Source organism: Ruegeria sp. AB10 (assembly GCF_056542745.1).
The window spans coordinates 250,700-276,445 of the sequence record NZ_JBQGAI010000001.1; the positions used below are offsets into that span (position 1 = coordinate 250,700).

At 60.3% G+C, this 25,746-nt stretch carries 25 protein-coding genes; 11 read left to right on the forward strand and 14 right to left on the reverse strand.

Annotation, left to right across the window (positions count from 1 at the left end):
- The first annotated feature begins 100 nt into the window (after window positions 1-100).
- Both tpiA and ACR0NT_RS01290 read left to right on the forward strand, forming a co-directional pair.
- The gene (tpiA, locus tag ACR0NT_RS01285) at window positions 101-850 is read left to right on the forward strand and encodes a triose-phosphate isomerase (protein ID WP_170671286.1); all 750 of its coding nucleotides are present in this window, start codon (window positions 101-103) and stop codon (window positions 848-850) included.
- 175 nt (window positions 851-1,025) lie between these two features.
- Entirely contained in the window at window positions 1,026-1,841 is an 816-nt protein-coding gene (locus tag ACR0NT_RS01290; RefSeq protein WP_170671284.1) for an FkbM family methyltransferase, read from the forward strand.
- A 29-nt stretch (window positions 1,842-1,870) separates the two neighbouring features.
- Here the strand turns inward: ACR0NT_RS01290 and ACR0NT_RS01295 are convergent, their stop codons facing one another.
- The 6 genes from ACR0NT_RS01295 to ACR0NT_RS01320 form a co-directional block, all read right to left on the reverse strand.
- A complete protein-coding gene (locus tag ACR0NT_RS01295; RefSeq protein WP_170671282.1) occupies window positions 1,871-2,182 on the reverse strand; it encodes a DMT family transporter in 312 nt (103 codons plus the stop codon).
- A gap of 271 nt (window positions 2,183-2,453) precedes the next feature.
- Complete coding sequence (locus tag ACR0NT_RS01300; RefSeq protein WP_170442459.1) at window positions 2,454-3,830, reverse strand: TRAP transporter large permease; 1,377 nt, start codon at window positions 3,828-3,830, stop codon at window positions 2,454-2,456.
- Window positions 3,830-4,507: a TRAP transporter small permease gene (locus ACR0NT_RS01305; protein WP_170442456.1), complete on the reverse strand. Its 678-nt coding sequence runs from the start codon at window positions 4,505-4,507 to the stop codon at window positions 3,830-3,832. The genes ACR0NT_RS01300 and ACR0NT_RS01305 overlap by 1 nt, the downstream gene beginning before the upstream one ends.
- A gap of 112 nt (window positions 4,508-4,619) precedes the next feature.
- Entirely contained in the window at window positions 4,620-5,621 is a 1,002-nt protein-coding gene (locus ACR0NT_RS01310) for a DctP family TRAP transporter solute-binding subunit (protein ID WP_480442541.1), read from the reverse strand.
- A gap of 372 nt (window positions 5,622-5,993) precedes the next feature.
- Window positions 5,994-7,223: a sigma-54-dependent transcriptional regulator gene (locus ACR0NT_RS01315; RefSeq protein WP_170671280.1), complete on the reverse strand. Its 1,230-nt coding sequence runs from the start codon at window positions 7,221-7,223 to the stop codon at window positions 5,994-5,996.
- Window positions 7,220-8,953: an ATP-binding protein gene (locus ACR0NT_RS01320; RefSeq protein WP_170671278.1), complete on the reverse strand. Its 1,734-nt coding sequence runs from the start codon at window positions 8,951-8,953 to the stop codon at window positions 7,220-7,222. Before ACR0NT_RS01320 ends, ACR0NT_RS01315 begins: the two co-directional genes overlap by 4 nt.
- 47 nt (window positions 8,954-9,000) lie before the next feature.
- Here ACR0NT_RS01320 and ACR0NT_RS01325 point away from each other — a divergent pair, with 47 nt between their 5' ends.
- Entirely contained in the window at window positions 9,001-10,173 is a 1,173-nt protein-coding gene (locus ACR0NT_RS01325; RefSeq protein ID WP_170671595.1) for a cytochrome P450, read from the forward strand.
- 6 nt (window positions 10,174-10,179) lie between these two features.
- Here the strand turns inward: ACR0NT_RS01325 and ACR0NT_RS01330 are convergent, their stop codons facing one another.
- Complete coding sequence (locus ACR0NT_RS01330; protein ID WP_170442447.1) at window positions 10,180-10,659, reverse strand: Lrp/AsnC family transcriptional regulator; 480 nt, start codon at window positions 10,657-10,659, stop codon at window positions 10,180-10,182.
- Between the two features lie 141 nt (window positions 10,660-10,800).
- On the opposite strand from ACR0NT_RS01330, the gene cobA reads away from it, so the two are divergent.
- The 7 genes from cobA to infC all read left to right on the forward strand — a co-directional run bounded on the left by cobA (window position 10,801) and on the right by infC (window position 16,426).
- On the forward strand, window positions 10,801-11,577 hold the full coding sequence (gene cobA / locus ACR0NT_RS01335) for a uroporphyrinogen-III C-methyltransferase (RefSeq protein WP_170671276.1): 777 nt from the start codon (window positions 10,801-10,803) through the stop codon (window positions 11,575-11,577).
- Entirely contained in the window at window positions 11,577-11,891 is a 315-nt protein-coding gene (locus ACR0NT_RS01340) for a DUF2849 domain-containing protein (RefSeq protein ID WP_170442440.1), read from the forward strand. The genes cobA and ACR0NT_RS01340 overlap by 1 nt, the downstream gene beginning before the upstream one ends.
- Window positions 11,892-11,956: 65 nt before the next feature.
- Complete coding sequence (locus ACR0NT_RS01345; RefSeq protein ID WP_170671274.1) at window positions 11,957-13,621, forward strand: nitrite/sulfite reductase; 1,665 nt, start codon at window positions 11,957-11,959, stop codon at window positions 13,619-13,621.
- Entirely contained in the window at window positions 13,611-14,372 is a 762-nt protein-coding gene (locus tag ACR0NT_RS01350) for a phosphoadenylyl-sulfate reductase (protein WP_170671272.1), read from the forward strand. The genes ACR0NT_RS01345 and ACR0NT_RS01350 overlap by 11 nt, the downstream gene beginning before the upstream one ends.
- Window positions 14,369-14,776 (forward strand): DUF934 domain-containing protein, encoded by a 408-nt coding sequence (locus ACR0NT_RS01355; RefSeq protein ID WP_170671270.1) that lies wholly within the window; start codon window positions 14,369-14,371, stop codon window positions 14,774-14,776. Before ACR0NT_RS01350 ends, ACR0NT_RS01355 begins: the two co-directional genes overlap by 4 nt.
- A gap of 108 nt (window positions 14,777-14,884) precedes the next feature.
- Complete coding sequence (locus ACR0NT_RS01360; RefSeq protein ID WP_170442956.1) at window positions 14,885-15,718, forward strand: ferredoxin--NADP reductase; 834 nt, start codon at window positions 14,885-14,887, stop codon at window positions 15,716-15,718.
- Window positions 15,719-15,964: 246 nt separating this feature from the next.
- Window positions 15,965-16,426, forward strand: a complete 462-nt coding sequence (gene infC / locus ACR0NT_RS01365) for a translation initiation factor IF-3 (protein WP_480442666.1) — start codon at window positions 15,965-15,967, stop codon at window positions 16,424-16,426.
- A 63-nt stretch (window positions 16,427-16,489) separates the two neighbouring features.
- Here infC and ACR0NT_RS01370 read toward each other — a convergent pair whose 3' ends face one another.
- Window positions 16,490-17,806 carry an aspartate aminotransferase family protein gene (locus tag ACR0NT_RS01370; protein ID WP_170671269.1) on the reverse strand — a complete coding sequence of 439 codons (1,317 nt, stop codon included), beginning with the start codon at window positions 17,804-17,806 and terminating at the stop codon, window positions 16,490-16,492.
- Window positions 17,803-18,582 carry a beta-keto acid cleavage family enzyme gene (locus ACR0NT_RS01375; protein ID WP_480442542.1) on the reverse strand — a complete coding sequence of 260 codons (780 nt, stop codon included), beginning with the start codon at window positions 18,580-18,582 and terminating at the stop codon, window positions 17,803-17,805. The genes ACR0NT_RS01370 and ACR0NT_RS01375 overlap by 4 nt, the downstream gene beginning before the upstream one ends.
- 87 nt (window positions 18,583-18,669) lie before the next feature.
- On the opposite strand from ACR0NT_RS01375, the gene ACR0NT_RS01380 reads away from it, so the two are divergent.
- Window positions 18,670-19,569: a MurR/RpiR family transcriptional regulator gene (locus ACR0NT_RS01380; RefSeq protein ID WP_170671264.1), complete on the forward strand. Its 900-nt coding sequence runs from the start codon at window positions 18,670-18,672 to the stop codon at window positions 19,567-19,569.
- A gap of 43 nt (window positions 19,570-19,612) precedes the next feature.
- Here ACR0NT_RS01380 and ACR0NT_RS01385 read toward each other — a convergent pair whose 3' ends face one another.
- From ACR0NT_RS01385 to ACR0NT_RS01405, 5 genes are all read right to left on the reverse strand, one after another.
- Window positions 19,613-20,404: an FAD binding domain-containing protein gene (locus ACR0NT_RS01385; protein WP_170671262.1), complete on the reverse strand. Its 792-nt coding sequence runs from the start codon at window positions 20,402-20,404 to the stop codon at window positions 19,613-19,615.
- A gap of 94 nt (window positions 20,405-20,498) precedes the next feature.
- Window positions 20,499-22,859 carry a xanthine dehydrogenase family protein molybdopterin-binding subunit gene (locus ACR0NT_RS01390; protein ID WP_170671260.1) on the reverse strand — a complete coding sequence of 787 codons (2,361 nt, stop codon included), beginning with the start codon at window positions 22,857-22,859 and terminating at the stop codon, window positions 20,499-20,501.
- A gap of 80 nt (window positions 22,860-22,939) precedes the next feature.
- Complete coding sequence (locus ACR0NT_RS01395; RefSeq protein WP_170671258.1) at window positions 22,940-23,425, reverse strand: (2Fe-2S)-binding protein; 486 nt, start codon at window positions 23,423-23,425, stop codon at window positions 22,940-22,942.
- Window positions 23,426-23,564: 139 nt separating this feature from the next.
- Window positions 23,565-24,563: a molybdopterin-binding protein gene (locus ACR0NT_RS01400; protein WP_170671256.1), complete on the reverse strand. Its 999-nt coding sequence runs from the start codon at window positions 24,561-24,563 to the stop codon at window positions 23,565-23,567.
- Window positions 24,560-25,528, reverse strand: coding sequence for an XdhC family protein (locus tag ACR0NT_RS01405; protein ID WP_170671254.1), 969 nt, complete (start codon window positions 25,526-25,528; stop codon window positions 24,560-24,562). The genes ACR0NT_RS01400 and ACR0NT_RS01405 overlap by 4 nt, the downstream gene beginning before the upstream one ends.
- Window positions 25,529-25,746: the final 218 nt, after the last annotated feature.

The following is a 25,746-nucleotide window of genomic DNA, read 5'->3' on the forward strand; positions in this document are numbered from 1 at the left end:
ACACTGCCGTTTTGCGGTTCGCTCTGCAACCGGAATTGTCAGTCCGGACTGGCGGTGCTATCCGGTTTGCAGAACACCGATACTTAAGGGAGATTGGGACATGCGGCGTAAGCTGGCGGCTGGCAATTGGAAAATGAACGGAACCACGGCAGCGCTGAGCGAATTGGGGGCTCTGGCCCGTGCCTTCCCTTCTCCGACCGTGGACGTATTGATCTGCCCACCCGCCACCTTGCTGCACCGCGCGGCCCAGACTGTGCAGGAAACGGGAATCACCGTCGGCGGACAGGACTGCCATGCGGCGACGTCCGGCGCGCATACCGGCGATATCAGCGCGGACATGCTGGGGGATGCCGGGGCGAGCGCGGTCATTCTGGGCCATTCCGAGCGCCGTGAGGATCACGACGAGCAGAACGAAGACGTGCGCGCCAAGGCCCGCGCCGCCATGGATGCCGGGCTGAAGGCGATCATCTGCGTCGGCGAAAGCCTGGAGCAGCGCGAGGCCGCCAATACGCTGGACATCATCGGAGGCCAGATGTCGGGCTCGATCCCTGACCAATCGACGGGTGAAAACCTGATCGTCGCCTATGAACCGATCTGGGCCATTGGCACCGGCAAGGTCCCCACGCTGGACGAAATCGGAGAGGTTCACGACTTTATTCGTGCCCGCCTAGAACGGCGTTTCGGTGAAGGCGTCGGCCGCTCGGTGCGTCTGCTTTACGGCGGCTCGGTCAAACCATCCAACGCGACCGAGATCTTTGACGTGTCAAACGTGGATGGAGCGCTGGTCGGCGGTGCCAGCCTGAAGGCCACGGACTTTTCCGCAATTGTCGAGGCATTGGAGAAAGCCTGAGCGCGACTCATCGATTTTATCCTGCGGGAAAAGAACTAGTTGAATTCGCTCGCCTCATCGCCAAACTCCCGCATGAGGAACATGACCCGGACCAGAATCAAATTTGATCTGCAGCAGTTTTGCTTCCCGGCACACCAACCAGATACCGAGCACTCTCGCCGATTTAAGGAACATTATGAAAAGCAGTCAGCGCCACCCCAGCAAGATTTCGCTTCTTCAACAGCTTCGCGACGCCGAATTTCCCATCGAATGCGTGATGGATGTCGGCATCCACTTTGGCACATATGAATTGATGGCCGCATTTCCCGAAAAGAAGCACTATCTGTTTGAGCCTATTGAGGAGCATTTCGACTCCATCGAAAAAGTCTACAGCGACGCAAAAATAGACTACGAGCTCAACAAAGTCGCGGTATCCAATGCTGACGGGACTGCGCAACTGACGGTCTCCACGGTCATGCAGGGGCAAGACGTCACTCATGCAAGGTTCGCACAGGGCGAAGCACCGACCGAAACACTACGCACGGTGCCGACGCTAAAGCTCGATACCTTTGTCGTGGAACAGGCGCCGGCTGCCCCTTTCCTGTTGAAAATCGATGTCGACGGGGCCGAAGAAATGATTCTGGAAGGTGCTCAAGAAGCGCTGAAGCAGTGTTCAGTCCTGATCCTTGAATCTCCGCGGGAAAGATTGTTCGAGCGAATGCAACTGGCGATGGCCGCCGGTTTTGAGCTCTTGGAGATAATCGACCTGTGCTACTATAGCGGCTATCTGGTTCAAGTAGACCTTGTGTTCATCAACCCAAAATACGCGCCTGCTGACTATGTAGACATCCTCAAAGGTGGGTTTTCCATCGATAAATGGCACAACTACAATCCGGCACCCAAAGAGCCGTCTCCCCCGGAATGCACCAAGCCATCTGAAGTGACACGAACAGACGGGATCAAACCCAGGAAAAAGCGTGGACTATCCCGTTTGTTCCGGAGGCGCGAATAACAATCTGGTTGACCGAAGATCCGGGCCTCTTACGCGAATTTCATGGCGATCAGGCCGGATACGATCAGGACCGCGGCGCCGATGCGCAAAGGGGTCAGGGCCTCACCCAGAAACGTCGCGCCGACCAGAAACGCACCCACCGCGCCGATACCGGTCCAGATGACGTAAGCCGTTCCAAGCGGCAGCGTACGCATGGCAAGGGCCAGCAACCCGAAAGAGCCGATCATGGACACGCCCATGACGGCCGTTGGCCACAACCGGGTGAAACCGGCCGATTGCTTCATGGCCACGGCCCACACGATTTCAAGCAGACCAGCGAAGAGCAGAAAAATCCAGGACATCAGGATACCTCAATCCGGTTCGGGTCGTCCCGAATGATCACCCAATGCGGGGAGGTCGTCCTCTGACCCTCAGGTAAGACGTCGCGCCCGGTGTTCAAGGGCGCAAGGTCTGTTGAACCAAAACAATTACAAAACCGTAATGCTCCGGTTATGTGCGCCCATTCCGTCGCTGCGCGTTTGGGGTCAGCAATACCTGCCCAAATACAGCACCTGAACGAATAAAGCCGGGTCCTTGCGCGGACCCGGCTTAACTCTTGTTTGTCAGAACCCGTCAGTTGGTCACGATTTCCGGCCCCATGAAGGTGTTGGGCAGGAAGGTCGATATCCACGGGATATACGTCACCATAATCAGGAAGACGAACAGCACCGCCAGGAACGGCAACGCCGCCTTTACGACTTTCATCATCGGCATCCCGGCCACGCCAGATGTCACGAACAGGTTCAGACCAACCGGAGGCGTAATCATCCCGATCTCCATATTGACCACCATGATGATACCCAGATGGATCGGGTCGATACCCAGTTCGATCGCAATCGGGAACACCAGCGGTGCCACGATCACCAGCAGGCCCGAGGGTTCCATGAACTGACCACCGATCAGCAGGATCACGTTGACAACGATCAGGAAGGTCACCGGCCCCAGACCCGCCGACAGCATGGCGCTGGCGATGTGCTGCGGTACCTGTTCGTCCGTCAGCACGTGCTTGAGGATCAGCGCGTTGGCGATCACGAACAGCAGAGTGACGGTCAGCTTGCCGGCCTCAAACAGCGTGTGCTTGGTATCGGGGTGGAAGAAGGCCGTCACCAGCGCATAGGGTTTCTTCATCAGCGGCAGGTTCGGCGTGCCCTCTTCCGTGCTGAGCGGGCCCATGTCCTTGTAGACAAAGCAGGCGATCAGGAAGGCATAGACAGCGGCCACCGCTGCGGCCTCGGTTGGGGTGAAGATACCGCCGTAGATACCGCCCAGAATGATCACGATCAGGAACAGGCCCCATCCGGCCTCGCGGGCCGAGGTGAAGATCTCTCCCCAGCCTTTCCAGTCGCCCTTGGGCAGGTTCTTGACCTTGGCCATAACGTAGATGGTGATCATCAGCATCAGACCCGCCATCAGGCCCGGAATGACACCCGCCAGAAACATGCGGCCGACTGAGACCTCGACCGCGGCGGCATACACAACCATCACGATCGACGGAGGGATCAGGATACCCAGCGTACCCGCGTTACAGATCACACCGGCGGCGAATTCCTTGGAGTATCCAACCTGACGCATCCCGGCGATGACGATCGAACCGATAGCCACCACGGTTGCCGGAGATGAGCCCGAAAGCGCGGCAAACAGCATACAGGCAAATACACCCGCAATCGCCAGACCGCCCGGCAGATGCCCCACGCACGCAATCGAGAACCGGATGATCCTCCGTGCCACGCCACCTGTCGTCATGAAGGACGAGGCCAGAATGAAGAACGGGATCGCCAGCAGGGTAAAGTGCCCTTCGAACGCTTCAAACAGCGTACCCGCGACCGAGGCCAGTGAACTGTCCGAATAGATCAGCAGGAACAGGGTCGAGCTGAGGCCCAGAGCCACCGCGATCGGCACACCGATCAGCAGCAGGCCGATGACCATCGAGAAAAGAAGTACGACGTCCATCAGTCATGTTCTCCTTGCAGGGCGCGGACTTCTTCGATCTCGTCCTCGACTTCGTGGCTGGCGACAATGCGGTCGGTCTCGCCACGCCAGATCTGCACGGCGACCTGCGCAAAGCGGATCACCAGCAGCAGCATCGACAGTGGCAGGATGAAATAAGGAACAACCTTGGGCAGTTTCTCGTACGAATCGCCGTAGTTGATCATGTCTTCCAGAAACCGCAGAGGGGCGACCATGGGGATGTCGTCAACCTCGTAGAAACTCTGACTGCGGGCATCGAAATTGAACCCCGTCGGGAACCAGCGGCCCGAGGTGGGCGGCAGGTCGGCGAACACCGCCCAATAGTCATAGGCGCCCTTCAGCATCAGCAGCGAGAACACCAGGCAGCAACCAACCGCGATCAGTGCCAGAATCCGGCGCGGCGCCGGGGCCAGCATGTTCAGAATGGCATCCACACCCAAATGCGCGTGCTTTTTCACCGCATAAGACGCGCCCAGCAGCACCAGCCAGCCAAAGGTGAATACCGTCAGCTCAAGCGCCCACAGGATGTTGGAATTAAATACGAACCGCGCGATCACGTTGGCAAAGGTCACGGCCGTCATCAGGCCCAGCAGCAACGCGATCAGGGTTTCTTCGATATGGTCGACCAGCCCGCCTTGGCCGGGTTTCGCACCAGACATCTTTCTGTCCCCGCATTTTTTGTGATGAGAGTGTTTGGGGCGGGCCTTTCATGGCCCGCCCAGCCTGCGCGTCAATAACTCCCCAGTCCCTGACGCGTGGCCTGAACCGGGATCAGAACCCGGCGTTGATTGCCTGAGCGGCGTCGATCTTGTCCTGACCCACGTCGTCGGCGAACTTGTCCCAAACCGGTTTCATCGCATCGACCCAGGCCTGACGCTGTTCGGGGTTCAGCTCACGAATGATACCGCCCGCATCGGTGATCGAGGCTTTGGCCGCTTCGTTCACTGCAAAAGCTTCTTTGTTCCGGGTTTCGGTCACTTCGGCCAGAATGGTCAGGAACTGGTCACGGACTTCCGGATCCAGGCTGTCCAGCCAGTCGACCGAGGTCACGACCAGATAGTCGATGATACCGTGGTTGGTCTCGGTGATGCCGTCCTGCACTTCAAAGAACTTCTTGCCGTAGATGTTCGACCAGGTGTTCTCCTGCCCGTCCACCACGCCCTGCTGCAGTGCGCCGTACACTTCCGAGAAGGCCATCTTCTGCGGACTGCCACCAATGGCTTCCATCTGCGCAACCAGCACGTCCGAGGACTGCACGCGGAACTTCAGGCCCTCAGCATCGGACGGGGCCTCCAGAGGTTTGTTCGCGGACATCTGCTTCATACCGTTGTGCCAGAAGGCCAGCCCTTGCAGGCCGCGGCGCTGCATGCTGTCCTTCATCGCCTGACCGTCGGCCGAGGCCTGGAACGCATCCACGGCTTCGATGTTCTTGAACATAAACGGCAGGTCGAACAGACGGAACTGCTTGGTGAACTTCTCGAATTTCGACAGCGAGGGCGCGGCCAGTTGCACGTCGCCCTGCAGCATCGCCTCCAGCACCTTGTCGTCGTTATACAGCGTCGAGTTCGGATAGACCTCAATACACATCACGCCGTTCATCTCGTCATTCACGCGCTGTTCCAGCAGCGATGCCGCGATGCCCTTGGGGTGCTTGTCCGAGTTCGTCACATGCGCGAACTTCACGACAATCTCGCCGTCCTCGCAGGCCGCCATGCCTGCTGTTGCAGTTACGGTCAGTGCAATTGCCGTTGCAGCCGTTGTCAGGAATTTCATCAGTCTTTTCCTCCCAGACTTCCTCATTCGTCCCATTGGCACCTGCTTGGTGCCGTATGAAGCGAAGTGAACCGAATCGGAGGTTATGGCTCAACGTTTTGTTTTCCGTCGCGCAATTGCAGAATTTATCTTATTAAAACAGCGCACTAAAAGGAACAAATCAGACTTCCCTTTTAAACCCCATCATCCATTGTGCGAATTTTCGCACAAACCCCACACCTCTTGTGCGGAAATCCGCACTCTTATCGAATCAGTTCCGCAGAATCATACCGTTGACAGACAACACCACGAGCAGCCCGCGCCAGCGGGCTGCTCGGCCCAACGCCTTTAACCGCATGTTAATGCGGTCAAAGGGGGCGGGAGACATTCTGATTACCTGCGGTAATCTTCTGGGCGAATCTGGTACCGGGCCAGCTTGTCATAGAACGTCTTGCGCGGCAGCTGCAGCGCCTTTGCCGCATCCGAGGCCTTGCCATTGTGCCGACCCAATGCCGCGATCAGCAATGAACGCTCCACGCGCGCCATCTGCTCGCTCAACCCCAGATCATTGGCCTGAGCAACCTCTTCCGGCATCCCCAGCACAAACCGCATGGCCGCCGACATCAGAGAACGCGCGTTCCCCGGCCAGTCGCTGGCCATCAATGAGGCCAGATGTTCCGAAGAAATCTCAGGCTCCGCAATGCCTGCCTGCTCGGCCGCCTGCGCTACATAGTGGCGAAAGATCACCGGAATGTCCTCGGGCCGCTCGGCCAAGGAAGGGATACGCACCCTCATCACATCCAGCCGATAGAACAGGTCCGCATGAAATCGCCCCTCTGCCGACAAGGCAGCCAGATCCGCCGTCGTGCCAGCCAAAATACGCGCGCCGACCCCCTGCTCGACCGCTTCCAGCGCAGCGTATTGCGTCGCCTCGGGCATTGCCGAGATTTCATCCAGGAACAGCGACCCTCCGGCCGCATCCTCGCAGACCTGAACCAACGCATCGGGAGTCAGGCCGGACGACGGTCGCTTTACAAACGGCCCTTGCCCCTGCGGCGACATCAGATGCACGACCTCGGCCACTTTGGAAATCCCACTGCCCGCAGGACCGGTGACCAGAACCTCGGCGCCGGTGGGTGCGACGGTCCGTACGCGCTCTCTCAACGCTTCGGCCTGCGCGGACAGGCCAAACAACAGGCGCGCAGCGGGGTCGCCGCGTTCCAGCTCGTGTTTCAGCGCGCGCTGTTCCAGAACCTCCGCACGCGAGGCAAAAGCCTTACCCAAAACTTCAAGAAGATCCGCCGCAGCACAGGGTTTTTCCAGAAAATCATACGCCCCCTGCCCCATGGCGCGCACCGCCATCGGAATATCCCCCTCACCGGTCAACAGGATAACCGGCAGATCCGGATCAACATCGTGTGCATAGGTCAGCAGATGAAACCCGTCCCGGCCCGGCATCCGGATGTCCGACACGATCACACCGGGAAAATCGGCACGGATGTGATCCTTGGCGGCCACAAATGACCCCGCCGTGATCGGGGCGTAATCGGCCAGTTCCAGCGTCTGCGCCAGCGCTTCGCGCACGGCCGGGTCGTCATCGACCAATAAAACCTTGCGGGTCATGCCACCTCGTCTTCCCGGTAATACTCAAGCTCAACGGTGAACACCGCGCCGGTCCGCGCGTTCGAACCGCGAATATTCCCCCCGAAACTCTGGACCAGACCATACGAGATCGAAAGGCCCAGCCCCATCCCCTCGGACGACCCAACCGCCTTGGTCGAGTAGAAGGGTTCGAAGAGTTTCTCGGTGTTTTCAATGCCCGGACCGATATCGCGCACCGTAACAGTCAGCCTGTCTCCGGCCTCGATCGCGATACGGATAAGGCGCTCGTCCTGCTGGCTCATCGCATCCGCGGCGTTGTTGATCAGGTTGACAAACACCTGCACCAACCGCACCTCGCCGCCCCACGCATGAACCGGCCCGTCGGGCGGCTGCCAGTCCATCGTCACCCCTTCGGCGCGCAACCGCGCCTCGGTCAGTTCCACAGCCGTGTCGATCACCTGCACCAGATCGACCTTGCCCATCGGTTCGCTTTCGTTGCGGGCAAAAGCGCGCAGGTTCTTGATGATCCGGGCCATCCGAGCAGCCATGTCGGAAATGCGCGTCAGATTCTCGGCAGCCTTTTCCTCGCGCCCCCGCGTCAGGAAAGCCGTCCCGTTGTCGGCGAACTGCCGGATCGCCATCAGAGGTTGGTTCAGCTCATGACTGATACCCGCCGACATCTGCCCAAGGGCGCTGAGCTTCCCGGCCTGAATAAGCTCTTCCTGCGCGTGTTTCAGCGCTGTTTCCGCTTCCTGCCGCTCGTGCACCTCACGCCGCAAAGCTGTGTTGGCTGCGGTCAAGGCGCGGGTACGCTGCGCAACGCGGCTTTCCAGAACCGCGTTGGCTTCGGCCAGAGTTCGCCTGCGTTCCGTCGCCAGAAACAGCAACGCGCCGAAGGCCAGACAGATCGCCGCAACAGTCGCCGCCTGCAACCCGGCCAGACGGCGGGCGGGGGCAACATCGACCAGCACCTCTGCCGTCATGTCTATCACCGGCAGATCAAGCATCAGATGCAACGCGCGGTTTGGCAGGTAACGACCCCAGTTGAGCCTCCACAGTTCATGCGGCCCGACCCAGGTCGAAGCGAAAGCAACTTCTCCGCCGTCTGGCGGCGTCAGCCCCTGCTGCCCGTCGGCACGATGCCAGAACAACAGATCGGACCGGTTCGAGATAAAGACCACTCCGTCGCCATCGGTAAAGAACACCGCCTCGGTACTGCCCCGCCAAGTCTGTTCCACATCCTGCACGTCCGCCACGACCATCAACGCGCCTTCTACCCGGCCCGAGGCATCAAAGGCGGGGGCCGCATAGGAATAGATCCGGTCGCCGCCGATCGGCAGTACACCATGTGCGCTGCCCAACGCCCCCTGCAGCGCGCGCTGAAAGGCAGAGTGCCCGGCCATGTTGCCTTGCTGGACGGGCTGCGCCGAGACCAGAACCTGACCGTTCCGGTCCAGATACATCATGTTCACGGCCGCAGTCTTGTCGGCGACATCCAGCAATATCGATCGGGCAACCTGTTGCTGCGCTGGTGTTTCAAGCGTTCGCAGGGCGGGATGATTTGCCATCAGCACGGCCAGTTCCTGATAGACCTGCATCTGCGTGCTTAGCCGGTCGGCGGCCAGTTCAAGATCGGCCTCGGCCTTTTCGCTCAGCTGCAACAGCGCCTGCCGATAGCCGTAAGACCACACTCCGGCGGACAACAGCCCGACGGCACACAGAAATCCAAGGATCACCCAAAGCCTTTGCATGGTATAGGGTCTTGCATTCAGCGCGCCGCATGGCAAGTCTGCGCCGCATGAAGACATTGTCCCAGTCCCCACTTGATCCGGATTTCGTGCAAAATCCCTATCCGTTTTACGATAGAGCCCGAGCCGAGGGCGATTTTTTCTTCTGGGGCGAATATGACAAAGTTGCAGCGGTTTCACACAGGTCGGTTCAGACTTTGCTGAAGGACCGTCGTTTTGGCCGTGAAGCGCCTGCCGAGTTGAAATCTCCCGCTCCTTCTCACCTTGCGGCGTGGTGGGTCACAGAAGAAAACTCTCTGCTGGAAGTCGAACCGCCCCGGCACACGCGCATCCGGTCTCTGGTCACGCGGGCCTTCACGTCGCGGGCGATAATAGCTCTGGAGCCGTTGATTCAAGATCTCAGCCACAGGCTGATGGATCGATTTCCCGATGCGCCTTTTGATCTGCTTGACGCCTACTGCACACAGGTTCCGGTGATCACGATTTGTCGCCTTCTGGGCGTACCCGAAGACATGTCGCCCAGCCTGTTGCGCTGGTCTCATGCCATGGTGGCAATGTATCAGGCCGGTCGCACGCGTCAGACCGAAGACTCTGCAGAGAAGGCCGCCCGGGATTTCACCGTTTTCCTAAGCGACTACATCGAACAACGCCGCACTGACCCGCGCGACGACCTGATCACCCGCCTTATCGCCGCCGAGGAAGACGGCGAGAAGCTCTCACATGACGAGCTTATCGCCACCTGCATCCTGCTGCTGAACGCCGGGCATGAAGCAACGGTTCATTCGCTGGGAAATGGCGTGAAAACTCTGCTGCAACTGGGAATCGATCCACGCGCCCATGCGATAGACGGATTGGTCGAAGAAATTCTACGCTACGACCCGCCACTGCACATGTTCACCCGATATGCCTATGAAGAGGCCGAGCTATTTGGCCATACCTTCAACCGTGGCGATGAGGTTGCGCTATTGCTGGGGGCCGCAAACCGGGACCCGTCGGTCTGGGCCGATCCGCACCGTTTCGACCCCACCCGATCGATCGTGACCAATAGCAGCTTCGGCGGCGGGTTGCATTTTTGCGTCGGCGCCCCGCTGGCGCGGCTGGAGATGCGGATTGCCCTGACAACCCTGTTCGACCACTGCCCAAACCTGCGCCTGTGCGCCGATCCGGAGTATTCCAACACCTACCACTTCCACGGCCTGACCCGGCTGATGGTTCGGGCCTGATTATCCTTAGCTTTCGATCAGCGCGTTCAGCGGCAGCATGGTGGTGGATTTGATCTCCTCCATCGACAGCAGCGCGGTCACGTTGTGGACGCGCACCTCGGAAATCAGGGTCTGATAGAATTCGTCATAGGCCCGTGCGTTCTTGACCCGAACCTTGAGGATATAGTCGATGTCGCCCGCCAACCGGTGCGCCTCTTGCACTTCGGGGCGATCCCGCAGGGCTTTGAGGAACTTGCGCTGCCAGTCGGCCTCATGTTCCGAGGTTCGGATCAGAACAAAAAAAGTCGCCTCGAAACCCAGCGCTTCGGCGTCCAGCAGAACGGTCTGCTGGCCGATGACACCGGCCCCTTTCAGCTTGCGAATGCGATTCCAAACCGGGGTCTTGGAACTGCCGACACGGGCTGCTATTTCGTCCAGCGATTGGCTGGCGTCGCGCTGTAGCTCGACCAGAATTTTCCGATCCGTGTCATCAATCCGCACCGACATTCCAATTTCCCCTTCGTTTCAAAACTCACGTCCCAGATCGAGGCATTGACGGAACGTTTGTTCTTATTTAAGCGCCCATATAGCGCAATACCGGGAATATTTCCTATATTGCAGGTCAAGTCAAACCAAGCGGAACCACACATGCAGCTTACGCATTCATATGATGGCACAGGGCACGTCGACTTTGTCGGCGCGGGTCCGGGCGATCCGGAATTGCTGACGCTCAAGGCGCTGAATGCCTTTGAGCGCGCTGACGTCGTTCTGCATGACCGCCTGATCAGCGCCGAAGTTCTGAAACTAGCGGGCAAGTCCGCTGTTCTCGTTGACGTTGGCAAAGCGGGTTTTGGCCCCTCGTGGAAACAGGAAGACATCGACGCGCTGCTGGTCGATTACGCCGTGAAAGGTCAGCGCGTGGTGCGTCTGAAATCCGGGGACCCCACCGTGTTCGGCCGTCTGGATGAAGAGATCGAAGCGGTCGAGGCTGCCAGTATCTCTTGGCAGATTGTTCCCGGCATCACCGCAGCATCGGCTGCGGTCGCGGGGATCGGTCAAAGCCTGACGCGCCGGGGCCGCAACTCCTCGGTACGGTTCCTGACCGGGCACGACATGAAAGGGTTCGCCGATCACGACTGGACCGCACTAGCGCGTCCCGGTTCGGTGGCGGCAATCTATATGGGCAAGAAATCCGCCCGCTTCATTCAGGGCCGCCTGATCATGCACGGCGCCGACCGCGACACGCCCGTGACTCTGGTCGAAAACGCCTCACGCCCCGATCAACGCGTTCTGGCCACCACGCTGGACCAGCTGCCCACCGATCTGAACGCCGCCGAAATGGACGGCCCCACCCTGACCTTTTACGGCCTCGCCCCGCGCCAAGCGGCCAAGGCCCTGACCGAATTCAAGAAGGAGCACGCCTGATGGCCCGCGCTTTTACCCCCAAAGTCATCACCGCCAACGACCTGTTGGAAGGCGACGTTATCTACTTGACCGAAGACGACCGGTGGTCGCGTGAGTTGTCCGATGCCGAGTTGATCACGGACGAAGCCCACGCGCAGGTCCGTCTGCTGGACGCCACCCGTCAGGCCAACAAGATCGTTGGCGCCTATCTGGCCGACGCCGTCGCAGGCGACAACGGCCCCGAACCCACTCATTTCCGCGAGGAATTCCGCCGCACCGGACCCTCGAACTATGCCCACGGCAAGCAGGAAACAGCAACGCAGCCCCGGGCCTGACCCTCGGCCCTCTCTCTCCCCTTCAAGGCCCCAAGGTTCGGGGCTGCAACCAAGGACAGCTAATCATGTATCGCTACTCCGAGTTCGACACAGCATTTTTGGCAGAACGTAACGCGCAATTCCGCGCGCAGGTCGAGCGCCGCATTGACGGCTCGCTGACCGAAGACGAATTCAAACCCCTGCGCCTGATGAACGGCCTGTATCTGCAGCTGCACGCCTACATGCTGCGGGTCGCCATCCCCTATGGCACGCTAAACAGCGCGCAGATGCGCCAACTGGCCCTGCTGGCTGAAAAGTGGGACAAGGGCTATGGCCATTTCACCACCCGCCAGAATATCCAGTACAACTGGCCGAAACTGAACGACGTGCCGGATATGCTGGACGCGCTGGCCGAGGTTGGCATGCACGCCATCCAGACCTCGGGCAACACCATCCGTAACGTGACCGCCGACCACTTCGCCGGTGCCGCCGCCGATGAGGTCGCCGATCCGCGCCCCTATGCTGAATTGCTGCGCCAGTGGTCGACCGACCACCCGGAATTCCAGTTCATGCCGCGTAAGTTCAAGATCGCCATCACCGGCTCGGAAAACGACCGCGCCGTGATCAAGGCGCATGACATCGGCCTGCAACTGGTCGAGCGTGACGGCGTTCTGGGCGCCCGCGTCATCGTCGGTGGCGGTCTGGGCCGTACGCCCATGATCGGCAAGGAACTGTCCGAATTCGTCGCCTTTGACGACCTGCTGGCCTACCTGGAAGCCACCGTTTCCGTGTGGAACCAGATCGGCCGCCGCGACAACAAGTACAAAGCGCGCATCAAGATCACCGTGCACGAAAACGGCATCGACACCATCCGCGCCAAGGTCAACGAGCGTTTTCTGCAGGTCCGCCCGCAGTTCAAAGGGGCCGACATGGCCCTGCTGGACGAGATCAAAGGCCACTTTGCGGCCCCGGCCTTCCGCGAAGGCTCGGTTGCGTCGTTCGAAAGCGCTTACACCAACGATCCGGTCTTCCGCTCGTGGGTCGACACCAACATCGCACCGCACAAGAATGCGGACCACGCGATCATCACGATCTCGATCAAAAAGCACGGCGCGACACCGGGTGATGCGACGGCTGAACAGATGCGCGTAATGGCCGATCTGGCCGAAGAGTTTGCCTATGACGAGCTGCGCATCAGCCATGAGCAGAACGTGATCCTGCCTCATGTCCACAAGTCGGACCTGCCCGCGATCCACGCCAAGCTGAAGGAATACGAGCTGGCGACCGCCAATATCGGCCTGATCAGCGACATCATCGCCTGCCCCGGCATGGACTATTGCGCGCTGGCGACGGCCCGCTCGATCCCGGTTGCGCAGGAAATCGCGACGCGCTTCGAAGACCTGAAGCTGGAGCATGATATCGGTCACCTGAAGATCAAGATCTCGGGCTGCATCAACGCGTGCGGTCACCACCACGTGGGCCATATCGGTATCCTGGGTCTGGATCGTGCAGGCGTCGAAAACTACCAGATCACTCTGGGCGGTGACGGCACCGAGAACGCTGCCATTGGCGACCGCACCGGTCCGGGCTTTGCCTATGACGAGATCGTGCCCGCCGTTGAGCGTATCGTCGACACGTATCTGGAACAACGCGAAAGCAGCGAGGAAACATTCCTGCAGACCTATCGTCGGGTAGGCATGGCGCCGTTCAAAGCGGCCCTCTACCCCGAGGCGCAGGCCAATGCCGCTTGACCTGATCCAGACGGAACTGGGTAAGGATCGCGCTGAACTGACCGAAACGGTCAATGCGCTGAACGCCCAGTTCCGCCACCACAGTGCGCATGACGTGATGCACGGCGCCATTGAAGAGATCGACGAGCTTGCTCTGGTCTCAAGCTTTGGCGCGGAATCGGTGGTATTGCTGCATATGGCCGCCGTGGTCGACAAGATGACCCCGGTGCTGTTCGTGGACACCCAGATGCTGTTCACCGAAACGCTGGAATACCAGCAGGAGGTGAGCGAACGTCTGGGCCTGAAAAACGTCCATGTCATCCGCGCTCAGGACGAGGATGTGCAGCGCGAAGACCCCTATGGCGCGCTGCGCCTGCGGGATACGGATGCGTGCTGCAACCTGCGCAAGACTTTCCCGCTGCAGCAGGCCTTGGCGGGCTATGACGGCTGGATCACCGGACGCAAACGGTTCCAGTCGGGCACCCGCGCCGCGCTTGATTTCTTTGAGGTCGAGGACGGGACCGGCCGGATCAAGGTCAACCCGCTGGCCCATTGGGCGCCCGAGGATGTGCGTGCCTATATGGATGAAAACAACCTGCCCCGGCATCCGCTGGTGGCCAAAGGATACCCCTCGATCGGCTGTGCGCCCTGCACCTCGCCGGTCAAAGAGGGCGAAGACCCCCGCGCCGGACGCTGGCGCGACCAGAACAAGGAAGAATGCGGCATCCATTTTGTCGATGGCAAGATGGTGCGCGCCGGAGAGAAAACATGAACGTAATCGTATCGGATACGGGGTTCGCCCCCGATGACTGGACCGACGGCTTTGTCACGCTGGAAGACGCGGCCAATGATGTGGTCGCGCTGGATGTGGCCTCGGACACCGACCCGGATGAGCTGATTGACCGTCTGGGCAGCGCGCAGATGGTTCGCGTGGACTTTCCGTCTTCGGCGGACGGTCGCGGCTTTACCATCGCCCGCGTTCTGCGCCTGAAGGGCTTTACCGGCCGCCTGCGCGCCAAAGGGCACGTGCTGGCTGACCAGTACGCCATGGCCCGCCGCAGCGGCTTTGACGAGGTCGAGATCGACGACGCGCTGGCCGCCCGTCAACCCGAGGATCAGTGGCTGGCCCGCGCCAACTGGAAAGATCACAGCTATCAGGCCCGCCTGCGCGGCTAAGCCCGCCATCGCCAGCTTGAGAAAGGACGTGGGGGCAACTGCCCCCTTTTCCTGACTTGGATCAAAGATTAAACGGAGATGTCGGTTTACCTCACCGACAGTGAAACGATGACAGAGATGAAGCCCGTGACCGAAGCAACCGCCGTGAAAGCCCCCGTTCTGCCGGACGCGCAGACCGTTAAAGAAGTGAAACACTGGACCGACAGTCTGTTCTCGTTCAAGGTGTCGCGCCCTGCCTCGCTGCGGTTCCGCTCGGGCGAGTTCGTGATGATCGGCCTGTTGGGCGACAACGGCAAACCCCTGCTGCGCGCCTATTCGATCGCCTCGCCGTCGTGGGACGAAGAGCTGGAGTTCTACTCGATCAAGGTGCAGGACGGTCCGCTGACCTCGAAACTGCAGCACATCAAGGCGGGTGACCAGATCATCCTGCGACCCAAACCCGTTGGCACGCTGGTCCACGACGCTCTGCTGCCCGGCAAACGCCTGTGGTTCTTTGCCACCGGCACCGGCTTTGCGCCCTTCGCCTCGCTGCTGCGCGAGCCGCAAACCTATGAGGACTATGACGAGGTTATCATCACCCATACCTGCCGCGAAGTAGCAGAGTTGGAATATGGCCGTCAGTTGATCGAAAGCATCCGTCAGGACGAAATGCTGGCCGAGCTGATTGGCGAAGGTTTTGCGGACAAGATCCGCTACTACCCGACCACCACGCGGGAAGAGAGCCCCAAGATGGGCCGTATCACCAACCTGCTGAAAGACGGCACCGTATTTGCCGATCTGGGCATTGAGGGCGGCATCCAGCCGGAAACCGACCGCGCCATGGTTTGCGGTTCGCTGGCCTTCAACCTGGACATCAAGGCCATCCTTGAAGAGTTCGGCCTGCGCGAAGGTGCCAATTCCGAGCCCAAGGAATTCGTGATCGAAAAGGCCTTTGTCGGCTGATCCACTCACGCGGGCCGCTGGAATGGTCGTGGCCCGCGCATAAACCTGCTGTTAAACCTGATTTATTCAGCCCATTCGGCAAGGTTGGCGCTTGAATCAAGACGCGCAGCAGTCTAAATTCCGGGCTCGAAATTCTGCAATCATCAAAGGAATGAACCCATAGCCCGCAGACCTCACAACGCGCCGCCGCAACGAGACACTGGCCCGCGCGTCAATGAAAAGATCCGTGCCCCCGAAATTCGCCTGATTGGCGCTGATGGTGACAATGTCGGGGTGGTTCATCCCGCCAAAGCCATGCAACTTGCGGCCGATGCCGGCCTTGATCTGGTTGAGATTTCGCCCAACGCGAACCCGCCGGTCTGCAAGATCATGGACTTCGGCAAGTTCAAATATGAACAGCAGAAACGCGAAAGCGAAGCCCGCAAAAAGCAAAAAGTCATCGAGGTGAAAGAGGTCAAGTTCCGGCCCAACACCGACACCCATGACTATGACGTCAAAATGCGGAACGTGTTCAAGTTTTTGGAAAACGGTGACAAGGTCAAAGTGACCCTGCGCTTCCGTGGTCGTGAGATGGCGCACCAAAATCTGGGCCGCGAGCTGCTGGAACGTGTAGCCGAAGACGTCAAGGATCTGGGTAAGATCGAGAACATGCCCAAGATGGAAGGCCGTCAGATGATCATGATGATTGGGCCTCTGCCGCAGAAATAAAGTCGTAATCCGACCCACGTTTCAAAGCCCCCTCATGCGAGGGGGCTTTTCTTTTCCGGACCGTCAGATCACCTCTGATATCGCTTTGCTCAGCTTTCCGACCAACTCGTCAATCTGCGCCTCTTCGATGATGAACGGTGGCGCCAGAAGGATGTGATCGCCCATCCGCCCGTCGCGAGTGCCGGACATCGGATAACAAATCAGACCTTCGGCCAAAGCCGCCTTTTTGATCTTACCCGCCACTCCGAGCGCAGGGTCGAGCGGCGTTTTGGTGTCGCGATCAGCGACCAGTTCAATCCCCCGAAACAAACCACGGCCCCGAATGTTCCCGACATTGGGATGTTGTCCCAATGCAGCCTCAAGCGCCGATTGCAGCGTGTCGCCCATGACGCCCGCCCTCGCAGGCAAATCACGCCCGGTCAGTTCGCGGACAACGGCCAGTGCCGCCGCAGTCGCGACCGGGTGGCCAATATAAGTGTGACCGTGCTGAAAAAATCCGGACCCATCGCGGATCGCATCGTAAATCCTGCCGGTACACATCATCGCCCCGATCGGCTGATATCCGGCCCCCAACCCTTTGGCGATGCACAGGATGTCCGGCGCCACCTCGTCATGATCGCAGGCAAACAGATGCCCCGTCCGGCCCATGCCGCACATCACCTCATCCAGAATCAGCAGCACGCCGTACTGCTCGCAGATTTCACGGATGCGCTTGAAATACCCCTCGACCGCAGGCACGGCACCCAAAGTCGCTCCGACGACCGGTTCCGCCATAAAGGCCATCACGGTCTCGGGACCCAGCCGCAGGATTTCAGCCTCCAATTCATTGGCCACCCGCTGACCGTAGTCATGGCTGCTCTCATTGTCTGGCTTTTCCACGTATTCATAGCACGGCGCGATATGAGTCATGTCGATCAGCATCGGCGCAAATTGCGCACGTCGCCACGCGTTCCCTCCGGCCGACAAAGCACCCAGAGTATTGCCATGATAACTTTGCCGCCGGGCAATCACATGCCGCCGCTCGGGCTGGCCGATCTCCAGATAATACTGCCGCGCCAATTTGATCGCCGCCTCGGTCGCCTCGGACCCGCCCGAAACGAAATACACACGATCCAGATCGCCCGGCGCCTTTTCAACCAGCAAATCCGCCAGCGCCTCGGCCGGTTCCGAGGTCATAAAACCAGTGTGTGCAAAGGCGATCTTTTCCACCTGCTCCTGCACGGCCCGGATCACCGCCGGATCGGAATGGCCCAGACAGGACACGGCAGCGTCACCGCAATCCAGATACCGGCGACCCTGTGCGTCGATCAGATAGCACCCGTCTCCGCCCGCAGCGACCGGCAGGTCCGATTTCGTGTGGCGTGGAAATACGTGACTCATTCGACTGCCCTTTCCAACATGGCAACAAGCGCCGTCACCGACGCGGCATTGTCTTTCCAAAGGTTTCCGTCCTGATCGGTCAGGCTGTTTTCAAAGCCCACCCGAACGTCTCCGCCGTGCCGGGCCGCGTGCGCCAGACACGCATGTTCCTGCGCGCCAAAAGCGCAAACCATCCAGGGCGACGCGGCTTGGGGAAACTGGTCCAGATCCTGCGGCGAGGATTGCTGACCGGACGTATACCGCCCCAGAACCAAAAGACGGTCCACCTGACCGTCCCGCACAACCCCGGCTTCGAGCCACTGCACCAGCAGCGCGGCGTCTTCGGCATCGTAGAGAATATGCTGCACCCGCGTTCCCTGCTCGGCGCACAGCCCATAGACACGCGGGGCCAGTTCGGGCGCCCGCGCAATTTCCCGCACGGACACCGAGGCCCAACCGGGCCGCACCCGCTCCAGACAGGCCAACTGGGTAGGCACATCGAACAAGCCCGCAGCCTCGGTCGTGATCTGAACGTCCATCTCCGGAACAACCCGGCGCAGTTCAGCCATCGTTTCCAGATAATGACCGGCGTCCAGAGAGTGCTGCCCCCGCATGTCCCGAATGTGCAAATGCAGCCCATGCGCGCCAGCTCCAAAACAAGTACGCGCGGTCTCAACAATCTGATCAATGGAAACGGGCAATTCCGGATGATCCGAATGCCCCCGCCGCGCACCATTCGGAGCGACGAGCACATAGGGACGACGGGCAGTTTCAGTTTTTATTTGCGTGTCTGACATGCTCATACCTCGGGTAGCATTTGCCATCTAATCCAGTGCGTGGCGTTTTTTACTTGTTATTTTCATAACATTTGTTTTTCTTCCCTGATGGAAAACACGCCAAACCAGATCACCGACCGCTTGCGTCATGATATCGGGCAAATGCCCTCGGCCCTGCAAGCCGCCGCTAAGTACGTCATCGACCATCCCGGAGATTTCGGGCTGGACCCGATCCGGACTACGGCGACCAAGATCGGCGTCAGCTCGAATGTTTTGGTCCGGCTGGCGCAACGCATGGGATTTGACAGTTTCGAAGCCTTCCGCGCCCCTTTCCGCAACGCCTTGGTCACGGACCGCGAAGGCGAATTGGGGCAGGATTGGTTAACCACCCTGCAAACCCAAGACGCCTTCAGCAACACGCAGGCCAAACTGGCGCAGAACGAACAGAATGTCGTCGCCCGATCCCTACGCCTGATGAAACCCGAAAAGACGCGCGAGGCGGTCCGGCACATCAAGGCATCCCGCAGGTGTTTCGTCACGGCGACGCGCGCAAGCTACGCGCTGGCCTATTACTTTTCCTATACGGGCCGAATGGCGCATCCGGGAATCCAACTGGTGCCGCGCCATATCGGGTCCGCCGCCGATGACCTGCTGGATGCCGACCAAAACGATTGCCTAGTCGCCGTCACCGTCCACCCCTATTCCGCAGACACCATCCAATCGATGCGGTTCGCAAAACAACGGGGGCTGCGCCTGATCCTGATCTCGGACAGCGACGTGATCGCCCCCGGGGTCGAGCCCGACATCGCCTTCACAGTCAGCACCCGCGCCCTGTACCCGTTTTCCTGTTTCACCGGAGCAATGGCGGTGCTGGAATGCCTGTTGGGCCACCTCTTCGATGCCGGAGGCGACGCGGCCCGGCAGCGCATAGACGCCTATCAAAAGGCACGCGAAGATACCGGGGCCTATTGGCAACCTGCCAAACCACCAAGACTGCGCCGCACATAAAAAGCCCCGGCCTTTCGCCGGGGCTTTGCTCATTCACTGCGTCTTACATGCAGGCTTCGACAGCCCGTTTGGTCATGACGCCGACCAGATGCGCACGATATTCCTTGCTGCCATGCAAATCGGCGATCATGTTGGCCGGGTTGATACGCAAATCCGTCAACGCATCCGCACGGAACTCTTTGTTCAGTGCCTCCTCGGCCTCGGACCAACGGAACACACCGTCTTCGCTTGCACCCGTTACAGCGACACGTACGCCATCGGCAAACCGCGCGACGTAAACACCCACCAGAGCAAACCGCGAGGCCGGTTGCAGGAACTTCTGGTAACTCGCCGCCTGCGGCACCGGGAACCGGATCGAGGTGACAATCTCACCCTCGTCCAGCGCGGTGGTGAACATTCCTTCAAAGAAGTCATCCGCCGCGATTTGCCGCGCATTGGTGACGATTGTCGCGCCCGATCCCAAAACAGCAGCGGGATAACAGGCCGCCGGATCGTTATTCGCAATCGATCCGCCAATGGTACCACGATTGCGCACTGCCGGATCACCGATCTGGCCCGCCAACGCAGCAAGGGCCGGATAGCTGCCCACGGCCTCGGACGCGACCGTGGCATGGGTAGTCGCCCCGCCAACAGCCACCGATCCGTCATCTTCAACGCAAACACCCTTCATCTCGGCGATTCCGTTGACCGACACCAGCTTGGATGGTGCCGCCAGCCGCTGTTTCAGCGTCGGGATCAGGGTCTGCCCACCCCCCAACGCCTGCGCCTCCTCAGCACCCAATGCAGCGACCGCATCAGCAATGGTCGAGGGTTTCTCAAACTCGAAATTGTACATTTCGTCTTCCTTTCCGAAAGGCACTCCGCTGCCCTTCATCTTTTTGGAAATACTCCGGGGAGCGCGAGGGGCTGGCCCCTCGCACCCCAACCTCTCAGCTGTTCATCGCCGCCCAGACGCGCGACGGGCTGACCGGCATGTCGATATGATCGACCGCCTTGCCACCCGAATGCAGCGCATCCAACACGGCATTGACCACCGCTGGCGGCGAGCCAATGGCCCCGGCCTCACCACAGCCCTTCACACCCAAAGGATTGTGGGTACAGGGCGTCTGGCTGGAATGATCGACGCCATAAAACGGCACATCATCGGCACGCGGCATGGCGTAATCCATGTAAGAGGCGCTCAGTAGCTGTCCGTTTTCGTCATAGGCACAGTTCTCAAGCAGCGCCTGCCCAATGCCCTGACCGATACCGCCATGCACCTGACCATCCACGATCATCGGATTGACGATATTGCCAAAGTCATCGGCGGCCGTGAAGGCCTCGATGCTGACCTGACCGGTCTCGGGGTCGACCTCGACCTCACAGGCATAGGCGCCAGCGGGGAAGGTAAAGTTGGCCGGGTCGTAAAACGCGGTCTCCTCCAGCCCCGGCTCAACCTCAAGCGGATAGTTGTGCGGCACATAGGCGGTGAGGGTCACATCGCCCCAAGCCACCGATTTGTCGGTACCCGCAACGCTGAACTGGCCGTCCTTCAGCTCGATATCCGCCTCGGACGCTTCCAGCAGGTGGGCGGCAATCTTCTTGGCCTTCTCGATCACCTTCTCAGTGGCCTTGACCATGGCCGAACCGCAGACCGCTAGCGAGCGCGAGCCATATGTCCCCATGCCAAACGGGATCTTCGAGGTATCGCCATGCACGATCTCGACCATCGACTCGTCGATGCCGATCATGTCGGCCACAACCTGCGGGAAGGCGGTCTCATGCCCCTGCCCGTGGCTATGCGCACCTACCATGACGCTGATCGAACCAGTGGCATTCACCCGCACGGTCGCCGCATCATAAAGACCCGCCCGCGCGCCCAGCATGCCAACGATGTTCGAGGGCGCAATGCCACACGCCTCGATATAGCAGTTGATGCCTAAGCCCCGCAGTTTGCCATTGGCCTCGCTCTGCGCCCGGCGGGCGGCAAAGCCTGCCAGATCAGCAGCGGCCTCCAGCTTGTCCATCGTCCCGTTATAATCCCCGGTGTCATAGGTCAGCGCCACCGGCGTGTCATAGGGGAACTGGGTGATAAAGTTCTGACGGCGCAGGGCAATCGGATCGACTCCCAGCTCGCGCGCAGCCTTGTCCACCACGCGTTCCAACTGGAACGTCGCCTCGGGCCGGCCCGCGCCGCGATAGGCATCCACCGGCACCGTGTTGGTGAACATCGCCTTCACGTTCACCTGAATGACCGGCGTCTTGTAATTGCCGGCCATCAGCGTGCCGTGCAGCCATGTTGGCACGGAACTGGAGAAGGTCGACAGATACGCTCCCAGATTGGCGAAGGTATTGGTGCGCAGACCGACAAAGTTGTTGTCCGCATCCAACGCCAGCTCAATCGTGCTGACATGGTCGCGGCCATGGGCGTCCGACATGAACGCCTCGGATCGGCTCGAGGTCCACTTCACAGGCCGGTTGCAGGCCTTGGCGGCGAAGGTACAGAACGCCTCTTCCGCATAGTGGAAAATCTTGGTGCCAAAGCCGCCGCCCACATCCGGGGCCACCACACGGACCTTGTGTTCGGGCAGACCCAGCACAAAGGCGCACATCAGCAAGCGGATCACATGCGGGTTCTGCGAGGTGGTATAAAGCGTGTACTCATCCGTCCCACGCTTGTATTCGCCCACGGCCACGCGCGGCTCCATCGGGTTGGCGACCAGGCGGTTGTTCACCAGATCCAGCGTGGTCACATGGGCCGCATTGGCGAAGACTTCATTGACCTTGGCGTCATCGGCCTCACCCAGCTGCCAGTCATAGCAGATGTTGTTCTTCAGATCGTCATGGACCAGCGTCGCGCCCTCTTGCGCGGCAGCCTTCATATCGATCACTGCGGGCAGTTCTTCGATGTCGACGTCAATCGCCTCGGCCGCATCGCGGGCCTGCTCGAGGCTATCGGCCACAACGGCTGCGATGGGGTCGCCCACATGGCGCACCTTGCCTTGGGCCAGGATCGGGTGCGGCGGTTCCTGCATCGGCGCGCCGTGCTTGTCGGTCACCTCCCAGCCGCAGGGCATCCCGCCCACGCCTTCGAAGTCCTTGCCGGTGAACACCTTGACCACGCCCGGCATACCCTCGGCGGCCGAAATGTCCACGAATTTGATCCGACCATGCGCGATGTCGGACCGCAGAAAATGCACGTAGGCCTGTCCGGCCACGTTGATGTCGTCGGTGTAATTGCCTGCTCCGGTCAGAAAGCGCACGTCCTCGCGCCGCTTGGAACTGGCTCCGATGCCACTGTCTTTGGGCATTGCTTGTTCTCCTCCCATAAACGGATGCTGGTGCACCCTGTCTCATCCCACGGGCGTCTCCCCCGACGCCCGCAGCGGCATCATTCGGCAGCGATTTTGCTGACGTCCTGACCGGATGCGGCCATGATCGCCTTGACGATGTTGTGATAGCCGGTGCAACGACACAGGTTGCCTTCCAGATACTTCCGTATCTCAGCCTCAGACGGGCGCGGGTTGTCTTTCAACAGCGCCGCAGCGCTCATCACCATGCCCGGCGTGCAGAACCCGCATTGAAGCCCGTGGTGATCCTGAAACGCCTGCTGGATGACATTCAGCGAGCCATCCGCGTTCGCTTGTCCCTCGATCGTGCCGACATCGGCCCCATCTGCCTCGAGCGCCAGCATATTGCAGGATTTGACTGCCTCACCGTTCACGTGGACCACACAGGCGCCGCATTGCGCAGTATCGCAGCCCACATGGGTCCCGGTCAGCGACAGGTGATCACGCAGAAAGCTGGACAGCAGCGTCCGGCCCTCGACATCACCGCTCACGGATTTACCGTTCACGGTCATTGAGACCTGTGTCATATGTTCCTCCCAAAATGAAACTCTCCCTGCGCCGAGTTAAACACGGGAATTTTTGTTTGAGAACAAAAATATTTAGCGACTGTTTTGGTCAGCCACTTGGCCAGTCATCACAGGTAAAGCGCGGTCTTGAGAAGGCAAATTATCGCCGCGACGCACGCGGCTGCGGTCGTGTCGGGATTTCCTTGAGCAGCCCGCCAACGCCCATCGCCGCAATATCCGCGCCGGTCGTCGCGATCCCGCAGGCGACCCGCGACAGGACCCAATCCGCCCCGTTCAACGCCGGAGACCGCGCACATCCCGGCAACCCGATCACCGGGCGTTCGCCGAGCCCCCCCAGAAACAACAGGTTCCCCGGATCGACCGGCATTCCGAAACGGTCCACCTGCCCGCCCGCAGCACGAAGTGCCTGAGGCGCCACGTCGGACACATCCGAGGTGGCCGAGCCGGTCAGGATCATCACAACATCGCCCTGCGTTTCCATGATGGCCCTCGACAGCGCCTCTGTCTGGTGCGGGACAATACGGATATCGGCCAGTTCCAACCCAAGGGCCTCCACCCGCCCCTGAATCGCAGCAATGCCTTTCTCGTTCGGTGGCCCGCCGGGAATGTCGGTTACCACCAGCCCGGCGTTTCGGTAGACCGGCGTGGCAAGACGGATCGCACCCTTCGCCAGTCGCGACACCTCTAGAACGTCTCCGCCCGGAACGGCGTAGGAAATCACCTTGATCGTCGCAACCATGCCGCCCGCGCTCATCTGCTGGTATTGCGGTACAGTGGCCACGGTGATCATCGGGTTGACCTGATTGAACGCCTCGAGCGCCGCGACATCCAGAACCGCAACCCCCGGCCCATCTGCCAACAGGTTCACCCGGCCGGTGAATGGTTGTGTCACCCGCAACGCTGCAGCGCTGGGATCGGGGACCAGTGCGTCGGCCAGCCTCCCGGCCGCTTTGTCTTCGTGACAGTCTCCGGGATCCAGTTGGGCGACCGTGACTGAACTATGTCCGGCTGCGGCCAATGCCGTCTGGTGCTCGGTGGTCAACAGAAGGCCCTTGCGCAGTTTTGTATCACCGACCTTAACGGAATGAGCCAGGATTGCTCCGGCAGCCTGATCGACGGGAACGGGGCCGAACTTCACGCTTTGCCCCGCAAGACGGCTGTCATTTGCGCCAGTATGGACACCGCGATTTCCGACGGGTCCGCAGCACCGATGTCAAGACCAATCGGGCCGTGGATGCCCGCGATCTGTGCGTCGGTGAAACCGGCCTCTTTCATCCGCGCCACCCGTTTGGCATGGGTCCGGGTCGAGCCCAGAGCGCCAATATAGAACACCCCTGCCCGAAGCGCAGATTGCAGCGCCGGATCATCCAGCTTGGGGTCATGGGTCAGCAGCACCACGGCCGTCCGCGCATCCATCCCCAGCTTGGCAACCGCCTCGTCCGGCCAGTCGGTCAGGATCGTCTCACCGGGAAAGCGCGCGCTGGATGCAAAGGCATCACGCGGGTCGATAATGACCGGATCGTAACCGGCGATCCGCGCCATCGGCACCAATGCCTGCGCGATATGCACCGCGCCAACGATGATCAGCCGCAGTGGCGGGTTATGCACCGCCACAAAGGTCTGGCCGTCTTCCTCGAACCCCGACCGATCCATGCGCAGCCGGTTCGCATAGGCGTTGCGCCGCAGAGCGCGATGACCGGTTTCGATATTCACCTCATAGGCCAGGGGTTCACGCCGGGCGCGGGCGTCGACCAGTTCGCGCAGCATCGGTTCGGGCAGCACCTTGCCCACCGGTTCGACCAACACACGGATGGTTCCGCCACAGGCCAACCCGACGGCAAAGGCATCCTCGTCGCTGACGCCGAATTCCAACAGCCGCGCCTCGCCCTCGTCGATCGCCTCAAGCGCCTCGACCACAACCGCGCCTTCGACACAGCCGCCCGAGACCGATCCTTCGATACGACCGTCCCCGCCGATGACCAGCTGAGCGCCCACGCGCCGCGGCGCACTGCCCCAGGTCTCGACCACCGTGGCCAATGCAACAGGTCTTCCGTCGCTGTACCAGCACAGGGCCGTTTCAGGGCTATTGTCGAATCTGTCCATTGCACCCTCCCGGAGTGTTCAGCCCCAACATAGGCAGGTTTGACGCGATGAAAAGGAACCCATGCCCCGCGGGGTGTTGCTGGGTTCCAATTTATCGGACCTTCGGCACGATAAAGCCCAGGAACCCTCGGTTTACGCAAAGGATTGATTGTCAGCAGGCCTGATTCTAGCCTACACGCGCGGCTGGTGCATTCCAGTATGCGCATATTAATTTTTCA

What these genes read in the sequence shown, in the direction of transcription:
- ACR0NT_RS01360 (WP_170442956.1), top strand. Translation starts at nt 14,885, where the DNA reads ATGACAGAGATGAAGCCCGTGACCGAAGCAACCGCCGTGAAAGCCCCC.
- ACR0NT_RS01290 (WP_170671284.1), top strand. Translation starts at nt 1,026, where the DNA reads ATGAAAAGCAGTCAGCGCCACCCCAGCAAGATTTCGCTTCTTCAACAG.
- ACR0NT_RS01315 (WP_170671280.1), bottom strand. Translation starts at nt 7,223, where the DNA reads ATGACCCGCAAGGTTTTATTGGTCGATGACGACCCGGCCGTGCGCGAA.
- ACR0NT_RS01395 (WP_170671258.1), bottom strand. Translation starts at nt 23,425, where the DNA reads ATGACACAGGTCTCAATGACCGTGAACGGTAAATCCGTGAGCGGTGAT.
- ACR0NT_RS01300 (WP_170442459.1), bottom strand. Translation starts at nt 3,830, where the DNA reads ATGGACGTCGTACTTCTTTTCTCGATGGTCATCGGCCTGCTGCTGATC.
- ACR0NT_RS01295 (WP_170671282.1), bottom strand. Translation starts at nt 2,182, where the DNA reads ATGTCCTGGATTTTTCTGCTCTTCGCTGGTCTGCTTGAAATCGTGTGG.
- ACR0NT_RS01405 (WP_170671254.1), bottom strand. Translation starts at nt 25,528, where the DNA reads ATGGACAGATTCGACAATAGCCCTGAAACGGCCCTGTGCTGGTACAGC.
- ACR0NT_RS01345 (WP_170671274.1), top strand. Translation starts at nt 11,957, where the DNA reads ATGTATCGCTACTCCGAGTTCGACACAGCATTTTTGGCAGAACGTAAC.
- ACR0NT_RS01325 (WP_170671595.1), top strand. Translation starts at nt 9,001, where the DNA reads ATGAAGACATTGTCCCAGTCCCCACTTGATCCGGATTTCGTGCAAAAT.
- ACR0NT_RS01350 (WP_170671272.1), top strand. Translation starts at nt 13,611, where the DNA reads ATGCCGCTTGACCTGATCCAGACGGAACTGGGTAAGGATCGCGCTGAA.
- ACR0NT_RS01385 (WP_170671262.1), bottom strand. Translation starts at nt 20,404, where the DNA reads ATGTACAATTTCGAGTTTGAGAAACCCTCGACCATTGCTGATGCGGTC.
- ACR0NT_RS01330 (WP_170442447.1), bottom strand. Translation starts at nt 10,659, where the DNA reads ATGTCGGTGCGGATTGATGACACGGATCGGAAAATTCTGGTCGAGCTA.
- ACR0NT_RS01355 (WP_170671270.1), top strand. Translation starts at nt 14,369, where the DNA reads ATGAACGTAATCGTATCGGATACGGGGTTCGCCCCCGATGACTGGACC.
- ACR0NT_RS01380 (WP_170671264.1), top strand. Translation starts at nt 18,670, where the DNA reads ATGGAAAACACGCCAAACCAGATCACCGACCGCTTGCGTCATGATATC.
- ACR0NT_RS01310 (WP_480442541.1), bottom strand. Translation starts at nt 5,621, where the DNA reads ATGAAATTCCTGACAACGGCTGCAACGGCAATTGCACTGACCGTAACT.
- ACR0NT_RS01390 (WP_170671260.1), bottom strand. Translation starts at nt 22,859, where the DNA reads ATGCCCAAAGACAGTGGCATCGGAGCCAGTTCCAAGCGGCGCGAGGAC.
- ACR0NT_RS01375 (WP_480442542.1), bottom strand. Translation starts at nt 18,582, where the DNA reads ATGTCAGACACGCAAATAAAAACTGAAACTGCCCGTCGTCCCTATGTG.
- cobA (WP_170671276.1), top strand. Translation starts at nt 10,801, where the DNA reads ATGCAGCTTACGCATTCATATGATGGCACAGGGCACGTCGACTTTGTC.
- tpiA (WP_170671286.1), top strand. Translation starts at nt 101, where the DNA reads ATGCGGCGTAAGCTGGCGGCTGGCAATTGGAAAATGAACGGAACCACG.
- ACR0NT_RS01305 (WP_170442456.1), bottom strand. Translation starts at nt 4,507, where the DNA reads ATGTCTGGTGCGAAACCCGGCCAAGGCGGGCTGGTCGACCATATCGAA.
- ACR0NT_RS01340 (WP_170442440.1), top strand. Translation starts at nt 11,577, where the DNA reads ATGGCCCGCGCTTTTACCCCCAAAGTCATCACCGCCAACGACCTGTTG.
- ACR0NT_RS01370 (WP_170671269.1), bottom strand. Translation starts at nt 17,806, where the DNA reads ATGAGTCACGTATTTCCACGCCACACGAAATCGGACCTGCCGGTCGCT.
- ACR0NT_RS01320 (WP_170671278.1), bottom strand. Translation starts at nt 8,953, where the DNA reads ATGCAAAGGCTTTGGGTGATCCTTGGATTTCTGTGTGCCGTCGGGCTG.